Consider the following 19,830-nt stretch of genomic DNA (forward strand, 5'->3'; position numbering starts at 1 on the left):
GTTAGAGAATATTGAACGGGATGGTGGTAACCAGTCGGAATTCATTGATGTTGCCGTCGGCCTGGTTCTCGCTGGCGCGGTGCGTGGTGTAGGTGGCACGGATCGCGGTGGCTTTCAGCGGGCCGCTCTGTACGGCGTAGGAAGCACCGATGCCGTATTCGTAGTGGTGCTCGCCGTCCATGGTGCGTACGCCATAGACCGTACCGTCTGCCTTGACGCCGCTGTAGGCGGTGCCGTTGTAGTGGGTACCGTCGATGCCCCAGCCACGGGCCTGGTAGATGTTGAACTTGAGGCCGGGCACGCCGTACTCGGCCATGTTCAGGCCGTAGGCGATCTGGAAGGACTTCTCGTTCGGGCCGTTGAAGTCCGAGAGCAGGGAGTTGGCCAGGTAGATGCCGTTGGTTTCGTGCAGGTAGTCGAAGTACTCGTTACCGTTAATTTCCTGGTACGAGAAGGTCAGGCTGTGGGCCTGGTGGGTCAGGCCGAGCGACAGCGAGTAGGTGTCGTTGTCGATTTCGCCCATCTTCTTCTTGCCGGTATCGACGGTCTTGTAATAGTTCAGGCCGGTGGTCAGGCTCAGCACCGAGCTGTCGCCCAGCTCGTGGGTGGCGCCGAAGTAGTACTGGTTCCAGAAGTCTTCCACCTTGGAGGCGTAGAGGCTGGTCTTCAGGCTTTTCAGCGGCTGGTAGTTGGCGCCGACCAGGCTTACGCGATCGGTCTCGGCACCGTTGCTGTTGTACTCGGAGCTGAACTTGGACAGGCTCTGTTCGGTCCGTGGCGATACCCGGTCGAAGCTGCCGGCGTCGAACGACAGGTTGTTGAACTCTTCGCTGTGGATGCTCACCCCTTCAAAGCTCGAAGGCAGCGGACGGTTGCCGATGACGTCGACGATCGGCGTGCTGAAGTTCTGCCGGCCGGCGGTCAGGGTGGTGTTGGACACGCGGAACTTGACGTTGGCCAGGCCCAGCTTGCTCCACTGGCCCACGGCGTCGCCGTCGGAGTGGGTCAGGGTGCGGTTGTTCTTGCCGGCGATGTCCTTGCGGTCACGATCCAGAGCAATAGCGTTGTAGGCGGCGACTTCCGTGCTGACGCCAACGGTGCCTTCAGTGAAACCCGAGGTGTAGTTGAGGATGGTGCCCTGGACCCAGTTGATACGGCGCGGGGTCGAGGTCTCTACACCATTGTGGTTGTACGAAAAACGGTCGTTACGACGTTTCAGCTCGTTGGCGTACCAGTTGCGCGTGGTACCCGACAGGCTCTGCCCTTCGATAAAACCCTTGGTCTCAGCCTGGGCACTGGTGGCGTTCAGTTCAGTCGGGACGAAGTCCTGGCTGACGTTCTCCGCATAGGCCGAGGCGGTGATGCTACTGATAGCCAAGGCTAACAATGCGCTGCTGCTCAGTTTCATGGGTGAAGCTCCTTTGTTTTCTTTTTTAAATGCCGGTTTTTTTGGGCCGGCTGGTTTTTGGAACTCATTCAAGGCATCGCAAACGTTTGCATGTGGCTTGATCGCCGAATTCAGGCAAAGCGTCTGCGTGAGGGCGAAAATCGCCCCCAGGGTTTTGGCTCATCGCTTATGGGGCTAGGCTGACACCCGAAAAGGAGTTGCGGCCGAAAGGACTGACCTTGAAACCTTCGACTTTCGCGCTCAGCGGCTGGTTGATCGTCGAGTGGGCCACGGGTGTGATAGGGACCTGTTGCTTGAGCAGTTGCTGGGCCTGTTTGTACAGCAGGCTGCGCTGTTCACGGTCGGTGACGACCTTGGCCTGCTTGATCAGCTTGTCGTACTGCGGGTTGCACCACATGGAGTAGTTGTTGCCGCCAATGGCGTCGCAGCTGTACAGCGTGCCCAGCCAGTTGTCCGGGTCACCGTTGTCGCCGGTCCAGCCGATCAGGCTGATGTCGTGTTCGCCGTTCTTGGTGCGCTTGATGTACTCGCCCCACTCGTAGCTGACGATCTTCACCTTGAGGCCGATCTTCGCCCAGTCGGACTGCAGCATCTCGGCCATCAGCTTGGCGTTGGGGTTGTAGGGGCGTTGTACCGGCATGGCCCAGAGGGTGATTTGCGTGCCTTCCTTGACCCCGGCGGCCTTGAGCAGCTCCCGGGCTTTTTCCGGGTTGTAGGCGGCGTCCTTGATGGTTTCGTCGTAGGACCACTGGGTCGGTGGCATGGCGTTGACTGCCAGTTGCCCGGCACCCTGGTACACGGCGTTGAGGATGCTTGGCTTGTTCACCGCCATGTCCAGCGCCTGGCGCACTTCGAGCTGGTCGAAGGGTTTGTGCTGCACGTTGTAGGCGATGTAGCCCAGATTGAACCCGGGCTTTTCGATGACTTGCAGTTTCGGGTCGTTTTTCAGTGTGTCGATATCGGCGGGGCGCGGGTGCAGGGTCACCTGGCATTCGCCGGCCCGCAGCTTTTGTACCCGTACCGAGGCGTCGGTGTTGATGGCGAAGATCAGCCGGTCGAGCTTGACCCGGCTTGGGTCCCAGTAGTGCGGGTTGGCGCTGTAGCGGATCTGCGAGTCTTTCTGATAACGCTGGAACACGAAGGGCCCGGTGCCGATGGGTTTCTGGTTGATCTGGCTCGGGGTGCCGGCCTGGAGCAGTTGCTCGGCGTATTCGGCGGAAAGGATCGCGGCGAAGCTCATGGCCAGGTTCTGGATGAAGGCCGCGTCCACGGTATTGAGGGTCATGACTACGGTCAGCGGGTCGGTCTTTTCGACCCGGGCGATGTTCTTGTTCAGGCTCATGCCGTTGAAGTAGGGAAACTCCGTCGGGTAAGCCTTGCGGAACGGATGTTCGGCGTCGAGCATGCGGTTGAAGGTGAACAGTACGTCGTCGGCGTTGAGGTCTCGGCTCGGCTTGAAATAGGGCGTGCTATGGAACTTCACCCCTTCGCGCAGGTGAAAGCTGTAGGTGAGGCCGTCCTCGGAAATGTCCCAGCTCTTGGCCAGCGCTGGCAGCACGTTGGTGGCACCTCTTTCGAACTCCACCAGGCGGTTGTACAGCGGCTCGGCGGCATCGTTGTCGGTAGCAGTGGTGTATTGGGCGGTGTCAAAGCCCGCCGGGCTGCCTTCGGAACAGAACACCAGGCTGCGTTCGGCGGCGGTGCCGAACGAACTGGCGGCCAACAGGCCGCTGCCCAGCAGGGCCGGGAAAATCCAGGAATGACGCATGACCGTACTTCTCCATTTTTGTTGTGATGAACAATGGGCCATGACTCCTTCCTGGAGCCTGTACAGGCCATTGATGCCAAACCACTACGTGCGGCAGGTGCCCGTTGGCAGACGCAGCTTCGCCTTGCACCGACCTTGAGGGTCGAGGGCCGGGCGGTAACTGCGTCGAACCTGAAATGCCTGTAGGAATCGGCTCTGAATTCGCAAGACAGTGCGCCAGTGGCGGGTCGTTGCGCAGTAGAGACCGAGCTCCAGCGGGCCGGGCTGGTAAAGCAACGGCGACGTCATGGACGTCGCCGTTGCAGAACCCTATTTGCCGATGCTGACGCCGTAGAAGGAGTTCAAGCCAAAGGGGCTGATTTTGAAATCCTGCACGTTGGCGCGCATGGGTTGGAACACCGTCGAGTGAGCGATAGGTGTCATCGGTACTGCATCTTTGAGGATGTGTTGCGCCTGCTTGTACAGCTCGGTGCGCTTGGCTACATCAGAGGTAGCCTTGGCTTGCTTGATCAGGGCGTCGTAAGGCTTGTCGCACCATTTCGAGAAGTTATTGCCGTTCATTGCATCGCAACCGAACAGGGTGCCGAGCCAGTTGTCGGGGTCACCATTGTCGCCGCTCCAGCCGATGATCATCGCCTGGTTCTCGCCGCCCTTGGAGCGCTTGATGTACTCGCCCCACTCGTAGCTGACGATGTTCACTTTCAGGCCGATCTTCGCCCAGTCCGACTGCAGCATTTCGGCCATCAGCTTGGCGTTGGGGTTGTAGGGACGCTGTACCGGCATGGCCCACAGGGTGATCTGGGTGCCTTCCTTGATGCCGGCTTCCTTGAGCAGCTCCTTGGCTTTCTCGGGGTCGTACTTGGCGTCCTTGATGGTGGTGTCATAGGACCACTGGGTTGGAGGCATGGCGTTGACCGCCAGCTGGCCGGCGCCCTGGTACACCGAATCGATGATCTGCGGCTTGTTCACCGCCATGTCCAGAGCCTGGCGCACCTTGAGGTCGGCCAGCGGGTTGGCATCGGTACGGCCCTTGAGGACCGGCATCACGTTGTAGGCGATGTAGCCGAGGTTGAAGCCTGCCTGTTCAGGCATCTTCAGGGTCTTGTCTTCCTTGAGGGCCTTGAGGTCGGCCGGACGCGGGAAGAGGGTGACCTGGCATTCGTTCTTCTTCAGCTTCTGGATACGCACCGAGGGGTCGGTGGTGATGGCGAAGATCAGGTTGTCGATCTTCACGTCTTCAGGCTTCCAGTAGTCCTTGTTGCCGGTGTAGCGGATGTTCGAGTCTTTCTGGTAGCTCTTGAACACGAAGGGGCCAGTGCCGATCGGCTTCTGGTTGATGTCGCTGGCCTTGCCTTCCTTGAGCAGCTTGTCGGCGTATTCGGCGGACTGGATCGAGGCGAAGCTCATGGCCAGGTTCTGGATGAAGGCTGCGTCCACGGTCTTGAGGGTGAACTTGACGGTCTTGTCGTCGACTTTCTCGACCTTGGTGATGTTGGTGTCCATCCCCATGTCGGTGAAATACGGGTATTCGGTGGGGTAGGCCTTACGGAACGGCATGTCCTTGTCGATCATGCGGTTGAAGGTGAACAGCACGTCGTCGGCGTTGAAAGTACGGGTCGGGGTGAAGTACGGCGTGGTGTGGAACTTGACGCCTTCGCGCAGGTGGAAGGTGTAGGTCAGACCGTCGTCCGAGATGTCCCAACTGGTGGCCAGGCCCGGAATGACCGCGGTGCCGCCACGTTCGAACTGGCTGAGGCGGTTGTAGAGGGTTTCGGCTGAGGCGTCGAAGTCGGTTCCGGTGGTGTACTGGCCAGGGTCGAAACCGGCCGGGCTCCCTTCAGAGCAGAACACCAGGTTAGTCGCCGCTTGGGCGAAGGGTGCGCTGGCGAGCAAGCCGGCGCTGACTAATAACGGAAGGACTGCTTTCTTGAACATGGTGGCCTCATGATTTGTTGTCATTTTTGGTGTAGAGGGCGACCTTGTGAGTCGACCCGCCGATACTTATGCAGCCCTCATACCCAATGCAAGATGCAGGGCTGCCACAAGTCTCAAAGAGTGGAACGAACGTACAGGAATGACGCATTTGTATAAATCTTGACGCATTTGATCGTTTGCGCCGGTGTTTTGTGGTGCATGCGCTGCCTTTTCACGGGGCAATCGAAGCCCATCGCGCCCACTCTTGGTGCGGTGCTGGCTGGTGTGCCGGGTGATGCTTGGCCCAGGCGCCCGGCCTTGTCTGACCGGATGGAGGTGGGCGGCTGGGTGAGGGAGGCCGTGGAGAACGGATGCCCGCAATTTTGCTGGCGATGGCGCGTGCTCGGCACATCGTCGCAGGTGCTGAATTCGGGGCTCGCAGTGAGGTTGTCACTGTGGAGGTCGCTGCGGGTTTGTGACGGCGTAGTGCCGCGGATCAGACCAGTTGTCTGCCAAACCTGGAGCGGAAAGGTCTTATCCATGCAAACCTCATTTTTTCTTTTTCTAGGGCATATCTGAGGATTGGCCTTGTGGGCCATGGAAACTCGCCTTCTTATGGGGAGTGGATGCAGCCCCATGGACCCTGTGCGGCGACGGCGATCGCTTTGTTGTGTTGTTGATAGTCGATTCGCCGATGCCGAAATTAAGTCATGCTGAAATCGTGGTCAACGAAAATTAAGCGTGACTAACATTTCTCCTTGTGCACAGGTTTGTCCCAGGGGTTCGACTGACGGCCGTGCGCTGGGCTCAGGCCGCGGAATGGTCGTCGAACAGGCCCATGGTGGTGACGGTCAGGACTTCTGCCGGGCCATTGCCGACGTTGGCCAGGCAATGAGTCTTGGTGGCGTCGAAGTGCACCGAGTCACCGGCACTCAGGGGATATTGACTGCCCTCGATGGTGTAGACGATCTGTCCTGAAAGCACGTAGGAGAACTCCGAGCCGTCATGGGAAATCAGCTCGGACTGGTAGCCCACCGGTATGTTCATCTTGACCGCGTTGATCAGGTTTCCGGGAAAGGAGCTGGACAGGCGCTCGTAGGCCAGTGGCTGGCCTTCGATGGTGTAGCGCACCCGCTTGCCGTCGTGGGAGTCGGGTTGCGCCTGGATCGGCTGGTCGAACAGGGCGTTCAGCGGAACGTTCAGAGACTTGGCGATATTGACCAGGGAAGAGATCGATACACCCGTGAGATTACGCTCTGCCTGGGAGAGGAAGCTGGCGGTCAGACCGGATTCGCTGGCGATCTGGCGCAGGGTTTTCTTGGCGGCGCGGCGATAGCGACGCAGGCGTTCGCCGATGCGATCTGCGGTCATTGAAGAGACTCTTATAGGAAAGAAGCAGTATACCCGGCGGACGTCAGCAACATCTGAGCCGCTGCGTACCGGGGGGCATAACTCTAACACCACAAAGCCGGGTTCCCCCGGGTCCGGGTTGAAATAGCCGGTAACGAAAAACGGCGATAACCTTGATGCCGAAGGTTATCGCCGTTGGAAGACGGAGGGAAAAGGTCAGGGCATCAGCACTTCGATGGCGCCGTCGGCGGTCATGCTGACCTGGCTGGTGCCGGCCTCGACTTCTGGTGTCACTGGGGCCGAATCCATGCTGGCGGCCTTCATCATCATCGGCGCGCGCATGTAAGGCTGTGGATAACCATTGCTGTTGAGGTTCAGGTTGACGATCTTGTAGCCCTTGCCGCCCAGGGCCTCGGTGGCCAGTTGCGCACGGGCCTTGAAGGCCTTGACCGCATCCTTGAGCAACGCGTCTTCGCTGGCCTTGCGGGTCGGGTCGGCGATGGCGAAGTCCATGCCACCCATCTTCAGGTCGCCCAGCAGTTCACCGGTGAGCTTGGACAGCGCGGCGAAGTCGGAGCTTTCCAGGCGCAGTTCGGCGCGCTCACGCCAGCCTGTGATCTTCTGGCCCTTGCCGTCGTAGATCGGGTAGCTGTTGCGGCTGCCCTGGCGCAGGGTCACGTCCTTGACCTGGCGCGCCTGGTCCAGGGCCTTGTTCATGGTGGTGGTGATTTCTGCGGCGAGCTTGGCCGGGTCGGTGTTCTGCGATTCGCTGTAGAGGGTCACGATCATCAGATCCCGAGCCACTTCCTGGCTGACTTCGGCGCGCAGGGAAATCTGGTTGTAGTGCAGTTCATCGGCGGCCAGGGCGGGCAGGCTGGTGAGGGTGCCGGCGCTGAGAGCGAGAAGGGCGACGCTGCGACTGAAATGCTGCATGAAAACTCCTTGAGTGCGGTCCGCAGGATAAGGTCAGAGCCTGGGTGAAACCTTCAGACTGTGGTTTTTATTCCTCGTTGCGGCCAATTACAACTTTGATACACATGATCGCCATGGATCGTCCGCGGCCGCTCAAGGCAGTGTGGCGCTTTGCCGCAGTTTTGCCTGTGCCAGGGGCTGCTTGGTTATACTCCCGGCGATTGCCCTGGAGCGCTCATCAGGAGAGCTCATGCTCGCCCCCGTAAAATTGCTGTCCGCAACCCGTCAGAACCTCTGGCGCCTGACCTTTATCCGTACCCTGGTGCTGGCCGCTCAGGCCGGTTCGGTGGGGCTCGCCTACTGGCTGGACCTGCTGCCGCTGCCCTGGTTGCAACTGGGCGTGACCCTGATGTTTTCCATGGTGTTGTGCGCTTTCACCGCGATCCGCCTGCGCACCTCGTGGCCGGTGACGGAGCTGGAATACGCCCTGCAACTGGCCTGTGACCTGTTTATCCACAGTGTCCTGCTGTACTTCTCCGGTGGTTCCACCAACCCCTTCGTCTCCTATTACCTGGTGCCCCTGACCATTGCCGCGGTGACCTTGCCGTGGCGCTACTCGGTGGTCCTGTCGGGTATCGCCCTGACGCTCTATACCCTGTTGCTGGCGCGTTTCTACCCGTTGCAGACCTTCCCCATCGCCCGGGAGAACCTCCAGGTCTACGGCATGTGGCTGAGCTTTGCCCTGGCTGCGGCGGTGATCACCTTCTTCGCTGCACGCATGGCAGAAGAGCTGCGCCGCCAGGAAGAACTGCGGGCGATCCGGCGCGAAGAGGGGCTGCGCGACCAGCAATTGCTGGCAGTGGCGACCCAGGCCGCCGGTGCCGCCCACGAATTGGGCACGCCCCTGGCGACCATGAGCGTGCTGCTCAAGGAAATGCGCCAGGACCATTCCGACCCGCTGCTGCAGGATGACCTCGGCGTGCTCCAGGACCAGGTCAAGCTGTGCAAGGAAACCCTGCAGCAACTGGTGCGCGCGGCCGAGGCCAATCGCCGCCTGGCGGTGGACATGCAGGAAGTCACCCAGTGGCTGGACGAAGCCTTGAACCGTTGGCACCTGATGCGCCCGGAAGCCAGCTACCGTTTCCATCTGTTGGGCGAGGGGCCGGTGCCGCGCCTGGCGCCGCCGCCGGACCTGACCCAGGCCCTGCTCAATCTGCTGAACAATGCCGCCGATGCCTGCCCCGAAGGCCTGGAAGTACGCCTGGACTGGGACGCGGAAAACCTCACCATCAGTATTCGTGACCACGGTGCCGGAGTACCCTTGGCCATCGCCGAACAGATCGGCAAACCGTTTTTTACCACCAAGGGCAAAGGCTTCGGCCTGGGCCTGTTTTTGAGCAAGGCCAGCGTGACCCGCGCTGGAGGCTCAGTGAAACTCTACAGTCATGAGGAAGGCGGAACGCTCACCGAGCTGCGCCTGCCCCGTGCCGCCCGAGGAGACGACCATGAGTGAAGAGATCCAAGTCGAAGGCGAGGAACTGCCGCACCTGTTGCTGGTGGATGATGACGCCACCTTTACCCGCGTGATGGCCCGTGCCATGAGCCGCCGCGGTTTTCGCGTGAGCACCGCCGGTTCCGCCGAGGAGGGCCTGGTCATTGCCCAGCAGGACCTGCCGGACTACGCCGCGCTGGACTTGAAGATGGATGGCGACTCCGGGCTGGTGCTGTTGCCCAAGCTGCTGGAGCTGGACCCGGAGATGCGGGTACTGATTCTCACCGGCTATTCGAGCATCGCCACCGCGGTGGAAGCGATCAAGCGTGGCGCCTGCAACTACCTGTGCAAGCCGGCGGATGCCGACGATGTACTGGCCGCGCTGCTCTCCGAACACGCCGATCTCGACACCCTGGTGCCGGAAAACCCGATGTCGGTGGACCGCTTGCAGTGGGAACACATTCAGCGCGTGTTGACCGAACACGAAGGCAACATCTCCGCCACTGCCCGGGCCCTGGGCATGCACCGCCGTACCTTGCAGCGCAAATTGCAGAAGCGTCCCGTGCGTCGCTGAACCGCGACTGAACGAATGTCCGCTGGGCGTCGTGAAAAAGCGAGCCGATCTACTATGATCGGCTCAACGCTTGCCCTTCTTCCTATCGAGCCTCAACGATGAATCAGAACGCTGAATACTCCGCGGTCAACGATGCCGTGCGCGGGCAATTCTTTCGCCGGGTCTGGGCCATGATCACGCCGTACTGGCGCAGTGAGGAAAAGGGCAAGGCCTGGCTGTTGCTGGTTGCGGTGATCGGCCTGTCGCTGTTCAGCGTGGCCATCTCGGTGTGGATCAACAGCTGGTACAAGGACTTCTACAACGCCTTGCAGAAAAAGGACGAAGCGGCGTTCTGGCACTTGATCCTGTATTTCTGCGGGATTGCCGCGGTGGCGATCCTGGGGGCGGTGTACCGCCTGTACCTGACCCAGATGCTGACCATCCGCTGGCGGGCCTGGCTCACCGAGAAGCACTTTGCCCGCTGGCTGGGCCACAAGAACTACTACCAGCTGGAGCAGGGCGGCTACACCGACAACCCGGACCAGCGGATTTCCGAAGACCTCAACAGCTTTACCAGCAATACGCTGTCCCTGGGCCTGGGGCTGATCCGCAACATTGTCAGCCTGGTGTCCTTCTCGATCATCCTGTGGGGGGTGTCCGGCAGTATCGAGGTGTTCGGCTACACCATTCCCGGCTACATGTTCTGGTGCGCGCTGGTCTATGCCGCTGTCGGCAGCTGGCTGACCCACTTGATCGGGCGCCGCCTGATCGGCCTCAACAACCAGCAACAGCGCTTCGAAGCCGACCTGCGTTTTTCCATGGTGCGGGTACGGGAGAATGCCGAGAGCATTGCCCTGTATGACGGCGAGAAGAACGAGAACCAGCGTCTGAGCAGCCGTTTCGGCAAGGTCTGGCACAACTTCTGGGACATCATGAAGGTCTCCAAGCGCCTGACCTTCTTCACCGCCGGGTATGGCCAGATTGCGATCATTTTCCCCTTTATCGTGGCTGCCCCGCGGTACTTTTCCGGCAAGATCGAGCTGGGTGAGCTGATGCAGATCAACTCGGCATTCGGGAACGTTCAGGAGAACTTCAGCTGGTTCATCAGTGCGTATTCGGACCTGGCGGCCTGGCGCGCCACCTGTGATCGTCTGCTGAGTTTCCGCCAGGCCATGAGTGATAACGAAGAACGGCCCCCGGCTATCGACGTGCAGCATCAGGGCGAACAATTGTGCGTACGTGACCTGGGCCTGGACCTGGCCGATGGCCGGCATCTGCTGGCCGGCGCCGAAATGACCGTGAATCCAGGTGAGCGGCTCATGCTCAGCGGCCGTTCCGGCAGCGGCAAGAGTACCTTGCTGCGGGCCATGGGCCGGTTGTGGCCGGCCGGGCACGGGAGCATCCTGCTGCCGAACCGGCGTTACCTGTTCCTGCCGCAAAAGCCCTATCTGCCCATTGGCAGCCTGCGCGAAGCCTTGAGTTATCCACAGTCTGGCGACAGCTACCCCCAGGAGCGTTATGCACAGGTCCTGGAAACCTGCCGCTTGCCCCATCTGGTGGCGCGCCTGGACGAGAGCAATCACTGGCAGCGCATGTTGTCGCCGGGCGAGCAGCAGCGCCTGGCCTTTGCCCGGGCCCTGCTCTATGCACCGCAGTGGCTGTACATGGATGAGGCCACTTCGGCCATGGACGAAGAGGACGAAGCCACCTTGTATCAGGCGCTGATCGATCAGTTGCCGGGCCTGAGCATTGTCAGCGTCGGCCATCGCAGCAGCCTCAAGCGCTTCCATCCACGGCTCGTTCGTATCGAGCAGGGGCATCTGCAAGAGCAGACTCTTACGGCCTGACGGAGGGCCGAGCGCTAGCCTCAAGCCCAGCGCCCTTGCACCGCCGGTGCAAGGGCGCTGGGCCGTTTCGCGAGCGAGCCGTTCCTACAGACCGCGATCAGCCCTGGTGCAGGATCGAACGGTCCACACGTACGGCCAACTGGCCGCTGCCCGGCTTCGCGTTGAAGGCCACGTTGCCATGTTCATCCACGCTGGCTCGGGCGATCGGGGCGCCGTTGAGCAGCAGCTCCAGTGGTGCATCCTTGAGAGACTGGCCGGAGGCCAGTTGCAGTTTCAGGTTGATAGCCATGGTGATCTCCTTATCAGGCGTTGCTGTCGATGAAGTGGCTGGCGTTCTTGTCGATGGAGCCCACCAGCTCCGGTGAACCACCACGGAACTGGCGGAACACATTGCGCCCGGTGGCGCTGCTGTTGCTGGTACCGGCCGGAATGCTCAGGGTTGGCTGGAAGCTGTCGCTCAGTTCCACATAGGCCGACCAGGGGCCGATGTAGGACTCGTTCAACCCGTTGGTTTCGCTGAGGGCGTAGCGCACCGCGTGGCCTGGCAGCCAGTTGGGTTCGCTGGGGCTGTGGCTCTGCCAGCCATCGGCGAGGATCACCGGAACCGCGCTGGGGGTTTCCAGGTAGCCGGTCGGCTTGTTCGGGCTGTAGTTCTGCAGCAGCAGGTAGGTGCTCCAGCCCCACCAGTTGTCGATGGTCTTGCTGTCATTGAGGTTGTTGACGTCGCTGCGGCGCAGGACCTTGTCGCCACTCATCACGAACAGTGGCGAGAAGTTGCCGGTTTTCGCGGCATTCAGGTCCGGCAGGGTTTTCAGGGCTGCGTAGCTGGCGGGTGCGGGGAGGTTGCCGCTGAGGTAGCTGGCGAAGATTTCGTCTGCCGAACTCTGCACAGCCATCTTCACTTGCTGGCGATTGCGATGGTCGACGCTGTCGAAGTAGCGCTTGTCGCCATAGGCGTGCCAGCGATCGCCCTGGGCGTTGCTGACATTCAGGCCGAACTTGCTGTCCTCGTCATGCATGAAGCGGGTAATCAGCGAACCCAGGTCGCTGGGGGTGACGACTGCCGCCACCTGTTTGCGCGGCACCCGTACGTGGCCGGAGGAGAACAGATCGGTGAGGAAATGGTCGGCGAAGGCGTTCATTGCGTAAGCCAGTTCCAGTTGCTTGTCGTCCGCGCTCTTGCCCGCCAGTACCGCTTGCTGCAGCGCTGCGGTATGGCCTGCGGTGTAGGCAGCCAGGGCCCACTCGCCGAAGTGATCGGCGTTGTTGGCCGCCAGCTTCAGGTAGCGCCCCAGGGGGAACAGGGCGGATACCACGCTGCCGCCCCCGGTTATCTTGTTCCACTCCTCGGACAGGGTGTCGCCCAGGGCGTCATAGGCTTCATGGGGCTGCTTGCCGTCGCGGATCGCCTGGTTGGCGGCGACGATTTCCTTTTGCATCACCGCAAGGATCTGCCGGGCTTCGTCTTTCGCCGCCGGCAGTACCGCAAGGGAGTTGAACGCCGCGATAAAGCGCTGTACTCGATCACTGGGGGTTGCGCCTTCGCAGATCGGCTGCTCGGGAATGCCATAGAAGTCGCCCCCCAGGGCCACCACCTGGCCGTAGGTCAGCGCCAGGCCGTTAGGCAGGTGCAGTTCGACCTGCCACGCCGGGATGGCCGGTGCATCCTTGACGAAGCGCAGCAGGGTGCTGTCGCCGATGGCTGTGTGTTCGCCGCCCTCGAAACGCAGCTGTGGCTGGCCCTTGGTGGTTTTTTGTGCAGAACGAGGCAGGTCTTCCGGGCGGTGGTACTTGATGGTGTGGTGGCCATCGGCGACCAGTACCAGGGTGTCGCCATCGCCGGAAATGGCGATGCCTTGTTCACTGAACAGGCGGTCCAGGTCGGCGACGATCTTGCCCGCGTGTTGTGGCTGTTGCTGCTTCTGTGCAGAGAGTCCTGACATTTCTAGCTCCTTGATATGTCATGGGGATATTTCCTTATTTAACTGTATGCATATACAGTTAAATCGAGCATAGAGGAAAACGTTTTCCCGTCAAGAAGCGAATGCACCGCTGCAGCATTTTTTCTTTCGCCCCGCAATGGAGCCGCAGGCTGGGTACTGCGTGGGGCAGGCAGATCCCATGGAAGCGAGGCTCCAGACGCCAGCGTGCGGATTGAATTATTATTAGCGCCCTAACGACAGGCTCAAGGTCCACCCGCCCATGCTGGCTATTTTTCTCGAAACCCTGACGATCACGGCGCCGGTCTTTGCCATGTTGCTGCTCGGCCTGTTGCTCAAACGGGTGGAATGGATCGACGACAACTTCATTCATACGGCCTCGGCCCTGGTGTTTAACGTCACCATGCCGGCGCTGCTGTTTCTCGGCATTGTCCATGCCGACCTGCATTCATCGTTGAAACCCGGGGTGCTGATCTATTTCTCCTTGGCCACCCTGGCGTGCTTTGGCCTGGCCTGGGGCTGGGCGATCTGGCGTTGCCCCAAGGCCGACCGCGGGATCTATACCCAGGGCGCGTTTCGCGGCAATAACGCGATCATCGGCCTGGCCCTGGCTGCCAGCATGTACGGCGATTACGGAATTTCCCTGGGCGCAGTGCTCGCAGCCCTGGTGATCCTGTTCTACAACACCCTCTCGACCATCGTCCTGGCGGTCTACAGCCCGGTGATCAAGTCCGATCCCTGGAGCATCTTCAAGAGCGTTGTCAGCAACCCGCTGATTGTCAGTGTGCTGGTGGCCGCACCGTTCGCCTACTGGCAGATCGGCATTCCCAACTGGCTGGAAACTTCGGGGCGCTACCTGGCGCAGATGACCCTGCCCCTGGCGCTGATCTGCATTGGCGGCACCTTGTCCCTGGCAGCCTTGCGCAACAGCGGCGAGCTGGCGATGAGTTCCAGTTTGCTGAAGATGGTCAGCCTGCCGGCCCTGGCGACCCTGGGGGCCTGGCTGTGCGGGTTTCGCGGGGCGGAGTTGGGGATCCTGTTCCTGTACTTTGGCAGCCCCACCGCGGCGGCCAGTTTTGTCATGGCCCGGGCGGCCAATGGCAACCACGAACTGGCGGCGGCGATCATCGTCATCACCACGGTGATGGCGGCGGTGACCACCAATATCGGGATTTTCCTGTTGCAGTGGGGTGGGTGGATCTAGGCTTTGCCGCGAGCCGGCTCCTGCACGGCTATTGCGTAGGAGCCGGCAGCAGGTTCACTGCGGTTGCTGATAGGTGTCTATCACTTCCTGGGCCGCGCGAAACGCATCGATGGCCGCCGGCACTCCGGCATACACCGCGCAATGCAGCAGCGCTTCACGAATCTCTTCGACACTGCAGCCGTTGTTCAGTGCGCCGCGCACGTGGCCCTTGAGTTCCTGTGGGCACTTGAGTGCGGTCAGGGTCGCCAGGGTGATCAGGCTGCGGGTCTTGAGCGGCAGGCCCTCACGGTTCCATACACCGCCCCAGGCATGCTCGTTGACGAAGTCCTGCAAGGGCTGGGTGAATTCGGTGGCGTTGCCCAGGGCGCGATCGACGAACGCATCGCCCATGACCTGGCGACGCATCTGCAACCCGCTTTTCTTGTTCTCGCTCATGGTGCTTCCTTCTTGTGTTGGCGGCGCCAGGCTCGCAGCGAACTGAACAGCAGGAACGCCACTAGCGCTGGCAGGACGAAAAACAGCATCAGGTGTTCCAGCTTGCCGGCCAGAGGCATGCCGGTGGTGAAGGACACCACATGCAGCCCGTAAGCCAGGTACAAGCCCAGAAACAGCAGGCCTTCGGCCCGGGTCACGCGGTATCCGGAATAGAACACCGGCAGGCACAGCACGGCCACGCCGAGCATGACCGGCAGGTCGAAGTCCAGGGCATTGGGCGAGACCGAAAGAGGTGTCGGTGCCACCAGGGCGGTGAAGCCCAGCACTCCCAGCAGGTTGAACAGGTTGCTGCCGATGATGTTGCCCACGGCAATCTCGCGCTGGCCGCGCAGGGCCGCCAGCAGCGAAGTGGCGAGTTGGGGCAGGGAGGTGCTGACGGCGATCACGGTCAGGCCCATGACCCGCTCGGAAAGCCCCAGGTCGTCGGCCACGGAGACGGCGGCGCCCAGTAGCAAGTGCCCGGCGAAGACCAGCAGGCCGAGGCCGAGCAGGACCATCAGCAGGCTGCTGATGCGCGGTGCCCAACTGCGCTGGCCGGCTGGTGCGGGTGAGTGGGGGCGGTGCGAATGGCGGGACTGGCGCAACAGCAGGCCCAGGTACAGCACCAGGGCTGCCAGCAGGATCAGGCCGTCGCTGGGGCTGAGTTGTTCGTTGTAGGCCAGCACGAACACCAGCAGGCTGGCGCCGATCATCAGCGGGATGTCCAGGCGCACCAGTTGCCGCGAGACCCGCAGCGGGATGATCAGCGCGGACAGGCCGAGGGTCACCAGGATGTTGAAAATGCTGCTGCCGATCACGCTGCCCACGGCAATGTCGGTGTTGTCGGCCAGGGTCGCCTGCAGGCTGATGGCCATTTGTGGCGCGCTGCTGCTGAAGGCGACGATGCTCAGGCCAATGATCAGTGGACGCATGTGCAGGCGTGCAGCCAGGCGGATGGCCGCGCGCACCAGCAGTTCGGCGCCGGCGATCAGCATCACCAGGCCGCTGATGAGCTGGATCAGGCTGAGCAGGGGCAGTTCGGCAAAAGCGGTAATGGCGTGGGCTCCCGGGGTCAGTCGCTGAGGGCTTGGACGCGGACTTTGGCAGTTCCGCTGCGCAGCATGTGCAGTTGTTGGGCGGCGGCGCGGGACAGGTCGATCAGGCGGCCTCGGGTGTGCGGGCCTCGGTCGTTGATACGTACCACGACGCTCTTGTCGTTGCCCAGGTTGGTGACCTGTACCCGGGTGCCGAATGGCAGTTCGCGGTGGGCGGCGGTCAGGCCGTTCTGGTCGAAGGGCTCGCCACTGGCAGTGCGATTGCCGTGGTGCCGAGCGCCGTAATAGGAGGCGGTGCCGGTTGCGTCATAACCCCGGGGGTCGATGACGTGGCTGGTGGCGCAGCCAGTGAGCAGAGCGAGCAGGGCGCTAGTGGCAACCAGACGCTTCATTCGGGAGCTCCGATGGTTGATGTGGCGAGGGAGCGTACTCCCGCTGGTCTGTCTGGCAGACCGCAAGCCGACGGCGATGTTCCTTGCTGGAGCGGCGCCGGCCGGTTTGCAGTCGCTGTCGGACCGAGCGGGAGCACGCTCCCTCGTCACGCGCAAGCGGCCGGGGCCGCTTGCGGTTAAACCCCGATCAGCCCTCGAGCTTGCTCTTGAGCAGCTCGTTGACCTGTTGCGGGTTGGCCTTGCCTTTGGATGCTTTCATCGCCTGGCCGACGAAGAAGCCGAACATCTTGCCGCGCTTGGCCTCATCGGCGGCACGGTACTGTTCGACCTGTTCGGCGTTGGCTGCGAGCATCTCATCGAGCACCGCAGAGATCGCGCCGCTGTCGGTGACTTGCTTGAGGCCACGCTTGTCGATGATCTCGTCGGCATTGCCTTCGCCATTGGCCATGGCTTCGAACACGGTCTTGGCGATCTTGCCGGAGATGGTGTTGTCCTTGATCCGCAACAGCATGCCGCCCAGTTGTTCGGCCGAGACCGGGGCTTCGTCGATTTCCAGGCCCTGCTTGTTCAGCAGGCTGCCCAACTCGACCATGACCCAGTTGGCGGCGAGCTTGGCGTCACCGGCGATGCTGGTGACCTTCTCGAAGTAGTCCGCCTGCTCACGGCTGGTGGCCAGTACGCTGGCGTCGTAGACCGACAGGCCGAACTGCTCCTGGAAGCGTTCGCGTTTCTGTGGTGGCAGTTCCGGCAGGGTGGCGCGTACCTGGTCGAGGAAGGAATCCTCGATGACCACGGGCAGCAGGTCCGGATCGGGGAAGTAACGGTAGTCGTTGGCTTCTTCCTTGCTGCGCATCGGACGGGTCTCGTCCTTGTTCGGGTCGTACAGGCGGGTCTGCTGGATCACTTTACCGCCGTCTTCGATCAGCTCAATCTGGCGACGGATCTCGCTGTTGATCGCCTTCTCGATGAAGCGGAACGAGTTGACGTTCTTGATCTCGCAGCGGGTGCCGAACTCGACCTGGCCCTTGGGGCGGATCGAGACGTTGCAGTCGCAACGCAGGGAGCCCTCGGCCATGTTGCCGTCGCAGATGCCCAGGTAGCGCACCAGGGCGTGGATCGACTTGACGTAGGCCACGGCTTCCTTGGCGCTGCGCATGTCAGGCTCGGAAACGATTTCCAGCAGCGGCGTGCCGGCACGGTTCAGGTCGATGCCGGTGGCGCCGTTGAACTCTTCGTGCAGGCTCTTGCCGGCGTCTTCTTCCAGGTGCGCGCGGGTGATCCCGACGCGTTTCATGGTGCCGTCTTCCAGGGGGATGTCCAGGTGGCCCTTGCCGACGATCGGCAACTCCATCTGGCTGATCTGGTAGCCCTTGGGCAGGTCCGGGTAGAAGTAGTTCTTGCGGGCAAACACGTTGTGCTGGCCGATCTCGGCGTCAACCGCGAGGCCGAACATCACCGCCATGCGCACCGCTTCCTGGTTCAGCACTGGCAGCACGCCGGGCATGCCCAGGTCGATCAGGCTGGCCTGGGTGTTGGGCTCGGCACCGAAGGCGGTGGAGCTACCGGAGAAAATCTTCGATTGAGTGGTGAGCTGGGTATGAATCTCCAGCCCGATCACGACTTCCCATTGCATGTGTGTCTCCTCAGAAGCCGGTTGGGGTGCGGGTGTGCCAGTCAGTGTTCAACTGATACTGGTGCGCAACGTTGAGCAAGCGGCCTTCCTGGAAATACGGAGCGAGCAGTTGCACGCCGACCGGCAAGCCGTCGACGAAGCCGGCCGGCATCGACAGGCCCGGCAGGCCCGCGAGGTTGGCGGTGATGGTATAGACGTCTTCCAGGTATGCAGCGACCGGGTCGCTGCTCTTGGCGCCGAGCTTCCAGGCCGGGTTGGGCGTGGTCGGGCCGAGGATGATGTCGACTTCGTTGAACGCGGTCATGAAGTCGTTCTTCACCAGGCGGCGGATTTTCTGCGCCTTGAGGTAGTAGGCATCGTAGTAGCCGGCGGACAGTGCGTAGGCACCGACCATGATCCGGCGCTGCACTTCGCTGCCGAAGCCTTCGCCGCGGGAGCGCTTGTACAGGTCTTCCAGGTTTTCCGGGTTCTCGCAACGGTAGCCGAAGCGCACGCCGTCGAACCGCGACAGGTTGGAAGAGGCTTCCGCCGGGGCGATCACGTAGTACGCGGGGATGGCGTGCTGCATGTTCGGCAGGCTGATTTCCTTGATCACCGCACCGAGCTTTTCCAGCTCCTTGATGCTGTTGTGGATCAGCTCGGCGATGCGCGGGTCCAGGCCGGCGCTGAAGTATTCCTTCGGCACGCCGATGCGCAGGCCCTGCAGCGAGCCGTTGAGGCCGGCGCTGTAGTCCGGCACCGGTTCATCGATGCTGGTGGAGTCGTTCGGGTCGAAGCCGGCCATGCCTTGCAGCAGGATCGCGCAGTCTTCGGCGGTGCGCGCCAGTGGGCCGCCCTGATCGAGGCTGGAAGCGTAGGCGATCATGCCCCAACGGGAAACGCGACCGTAGGTCGGCTTCAGGCCGGTGAGGTTGGTGAAGGCGGCGGGCTGGCGGATCGAGCCGCCGGTGTCGGTGGCCGTGGCGGCTGGCAGCAGGCGCGCAGCGACCGCCGCAGCGGAACCACCGGACGAACCGCCGGGCACGTGTTCCAGGTTCCACGGGTTTTTCACCGCGCCGTACCAGCTCGACTCGTTGGCCGAGCCCATGGCGAATTCGTCCATGTTGGTCTTGCCCAGGGTCACGGCCCCGGCAGCGGCCAGCTTAGCGACCACGGTGGCGTCGTAGGGCGCCTTGAAGTTGTCGAGCATCTTCGAGCCGCAGCTGGTGCGGATGCCCTGGGTGCAGAACAGATCCTTGTGGGCGATCGGCGCGCCCAGCAGGGCACCGCTCTCACCATTGGCGCGACGCTCGTCGGCGGCCTTGGCCTGGGACAGTGCCAGGTCCTGGGTGAGGCTGATGAAGCTGTTGATCTGCGGATCCAGCTGGGCGATGCGCGCCAGCAGGGTCTGGGTCAGTTCTACAGAGGAGAATTTCTTGTCGGCGAGGCCGCGGGCGATCTCGGCCAGAGTCATGTGATGCATTGCAGGCTCTTTCCCTTTAGTCTAGTCGATGACTTTCGGAACCAGGTACAGGCCGCTTTCGACCGCTGGTGCGATGGACTGATAGGCCTCGCGATGATTGGACTCGGTCACAACGTCTGCGCGCAGGCGCTGGCTGGCTTCCAGGGGGTGGGCCAGGGGCTCGATACCGTCGGTATCGACTGCCTGCATTTCATCCACCAGCCCGAGAATGCTGTTCAGGGCGGAGGTGATGTGTGGAAGATCGCCTTCATTGAGCTTGATGCTGGCCAAATGAGCGATTTTTTCCACGTCGGAGCGTTCAAGCGCCATGGGATTCTCCAGTGGAAAACAAAAACGGATTTCGTCCGCGTGTTAGATTGTCGGAACACTACCGCATTTCTACGGTCTTATGGCCGCGATTGTGGGGGTTGGTGCACAGAAAAGCGG

At 61.7% G+C, this 19,830-nt stretch carries 18 protein-coding genes; 4 read left to right on the forward strand and 14 right to left on the reverse strand.

Annotated elements, in window-relative coordinates:
• Position 1: 1 nt before the first annotated feature.
• From PFLCHA0_RS04475 to PFLCHA0_RS04500, 6 genes are all read right to left on the reverse strand, one after another.
• On the reverse strand, positions 2–1,408 hold the full coding sequence (locus tag PFLCHA0_RS04475; protein ID WP_011059235.1) for an OprD family porin: 1,407 nt from the start codon (positions 1,406–1,408) through the stop codon (positions 2–4).
• 166 nt (positions 1,409–1,574) lie between these two features.
• A complete protein-coding gene (locus tag PFLCHA0_RS04480) occupies positions 1,575–3,176 on the reverse strand; it encodes an ABC transporter substrate-binding protein (RefSeq protein WP_015634146.1) in 1,602 nt (533 codons plus the stop codon).
• A 309-nt stretch (positions 3,177–3,485) separates the two neighbouring features.
• On the reverse strand, positions 3,486–5,111 hold the full coding sequence (locus tag PFLCHA0_RS04485) for an ABC transporter substrate-binding protein (RefSeq protein ID WP_015634147.1): 1,626 nt from the start codon (positions 5,109–5,111) through the stop codon (positions 3,486–3,488).
• A 113-nt stretch (positions 5,112–5,224) separates the two neighbouring features.
• Positions 5,225–5,632 carry a hypothetical protein gene (locus PFLCHA0_RS04490; protein ID WP_041751953.1) on the reverse strand — a complete coding sequence of 136 codons (408 nt, stop codon included), beginning with the start codon at positions 5,630–5,632 and terminating at the stop codon, positions 5,225–5,227.
• 265 nt (positions 5,633–5,897) lie between these two features.
• Entirely contained in the window at positions 5,898–6,461 is a 564-nt protein-coding gene (locus PFLCHA0_RS04495; protein ID WP_015634148.1) for a helix-turn-helix domain-containing protein, read from the reverse strand.
• A 195-nt stretch (positions 6,462–6,656) separates the two neighbouring features.
• Positions 6,657–7,373: an SIMPL domain-containing protein gene (locus tag PFLCHA0_RS04500; RefSeq protein WP_011059238.1), complete on the reverse strand. Its 717-nt coding sequence runs from the start codon at positions 7,371–7,373 to the stop codon at positions 6,657–6,659.
• A 229-nt stretch (positions 7,374–7,602) separates the two neighbouring features.
• On the opposite strand from PFLCHA0_RS04500, the gene PFLCHA0_RS04505 reads away from it, so the two are divergent.
• From PFLCHA0_RS04505 to PFLCHA0_RS04515, 3 genes are all read left to right on the forward strand, one after another.
• Entirely contained in the window at positions 7,603–8,865 is a 1,263-nt protein-coding gene (locus tag PFLCHA0_RS04505; protein WP_015634149.1) for an ATP-binding protein, read from the forward strand.
• A complete protein-coding gene (locus tag PFLCHA0_RS04510) occupies positions 8,858–9,418 on the forward strand; it encodes a response regulator transcription factor (RefSeq protein ID WP_011059240.1) in 561 nt (186 codons plus the stop codon). Before PFLCHA0_RS04505 ends, PFLCHA0_RS04510 begins: the two co-directional genes overlap by 8 nt.
• A 98-nt stretch (positions 9,419–9,516) precedes the next feature.
• A complete protein-coding gene (locus PFLCHA0_RS04515; protein ID WP_015634150.1) occupies positions 9,517–11,244 on the forward strand; it encodes an ABC transporter ATP-binding protein/permease in 1,728 nt (575 codons plus the stop codon).
• Positions 11,245–11,341: 97 nt separating this feature from the next.
• On the opposite strand, the gene PFLCHA0_RS04520 is transcribed toward PFLCHA0_RS04515, so the two are convergent.
• Both PFLCHA0_RS04520 and PFLCHA0_RS04525 read right to left on the reverse strand, forming a co-directional pair.
• On the reverse strand, positions 11,342–11,533 hold the full coding sequence (locus PFLCHA0_RS04520) for a hypothetical protein (protein WP_015634151.1): 192 nt from the start codon (positions 11,531–11,533) through the stop codon (positions 11,342–11,344).
• Between the two features lie 13 nt (positions 11,534–11,546).
• Positions 11,547–13,187, reverse strand: coding sequence for a hypothetical protein (locus PFLCHA0_RS04525; RefSeq protein ID WP_015634152.1), 1,641 nt, complete (start codon positions 13,185–13,187; stop codon positions 11,547–11,549).
• 259 nt (positions 13,188–13,446) lie between these two features.
• Here PFLCHA0_RS04525 and PFLCHA0_RS04530 point away from each other — a divergent pair, with 259 nt between their 5' ends.
• Positions 13,447–14,388, forward strand: a complete 942-nt coding sequence (locus PFLCHA0_RS04530; RefSeq protein ID WP_011059244.1) for an AEC family transporter — start codon at positions 13,447–13,449, stop codon at positions 14,386–14,388.
• A 54-nt stretch (positions 14,389–14,442) separates the two neighbouring features.
• Here the strand turns inward: PFLCHA0_RS04530 and PFLCHA0_RS04535 are convergent, their stop codons facing one another.
• The 6 genes from PFLCHA0_RS04535 to gatC all read right to left on the reverse strand — a co-directional run bounded on the left by PFLCHA0_RS04535 (position 14,443) and on the right by gatC (position 19,713).
• Positions 14,443–14,823: a carboxymuconolactone decarboxylase family protein gene (locus tag PFLCHA0_RS04535; protein WP_011059245.1), complete on the reverse strand. Its 381-nt coding sequence runs from the start codon at positions 14,821–14,823 to the stop codon at positions 14,443–14,445.
• Positions 14,820–15,884 carry a calcium/sodium antiporter gene (locus PFLCHA0_RS04540; RefSeq protein WP_026020272.1) on the reverse strand — a complete coding sequence of 355 codons (1,065 nt, stop codon included), beginning with the start codon at positions 15,882–15,884 and terminating at the stop codon, positions 14,820–14,822. Before PFLCHA0_RS04540 ends, PFLCHA0_RS04535 begins: the two co-directional genes overlap by 4 nt.
• Positions 15,885–15,934: 50 nt before the next feature.
• Positions 15,935–16,309, reverse strand: coding sequence for a septal ring lytic transglycosylase RlpA family protein (locus PFLCHA0_RS04545; RefSeq protein ID WP_015634153.1), 375 nt, complete (start codon positions 16,307–16,309; stop codon positions 15,935–15,937).
• A 187-nt stretch (positions 16,310–16,496) separates the two neighbouring features.
• Positions 16,497–17,942 carry an Asp-tRNA(Asn)/Glu-tRNA(Gln) amidotransferase subunit GatB gene (gatB, locus tag PFLCHA0_RS04550; protein ID WP_015634154.1) on the reverse strand — a complete coding sequence of 482 codons (1,446 nt, stop codon included), beginning with the start codon at positions 17,940–17,942 and terminating at the stop codon, positions 16,497–16,499.
• Between the two features lie 10 nt (positions 17,943–17,952).
• Positions 17,953–19,404: an Asp-tRNA(Asn)/Glu-tRNA(Gln) amidotransferase subunit GatA gene (gatA, locus tag PFLCHA0_RS04555; protein ID WP_015634155.1), complete on the reverse strand. Its 1,452-nt coding sequence runs from the start codon at positions 19,402–19,404 to the stop codon at positions 17,953–17,955.
• A gap of 21 nt (positions 19,405–19,425) precedes the next feature.
• Entirely contained in the window at positions 19,426–19,713 is a 288-nt protein-coding gene (gene gatC / locus PFLCHA0_RS04560; RefSeq protein WP_011059250.1) for an Asp-tRNA(Asn)/Glu-tRNA(Gln) amidotransferase subunit GatC, read from the reverse strand.
• Between the last annotated feature and the right edge of the window lie 117 nt (positions 19,714–19,830).

Origin of the sequence: Pseudomonas protegens CHA0, from assembly GCF_000397205.1 — a bacterium.
Lineage (GTDB): Bacteria > Pseudomonadota > Gammaproteobacteria > Pseudomonadales > Pseudomonadaceae > Aquipseudomonas > Aquipseudomonas protegens.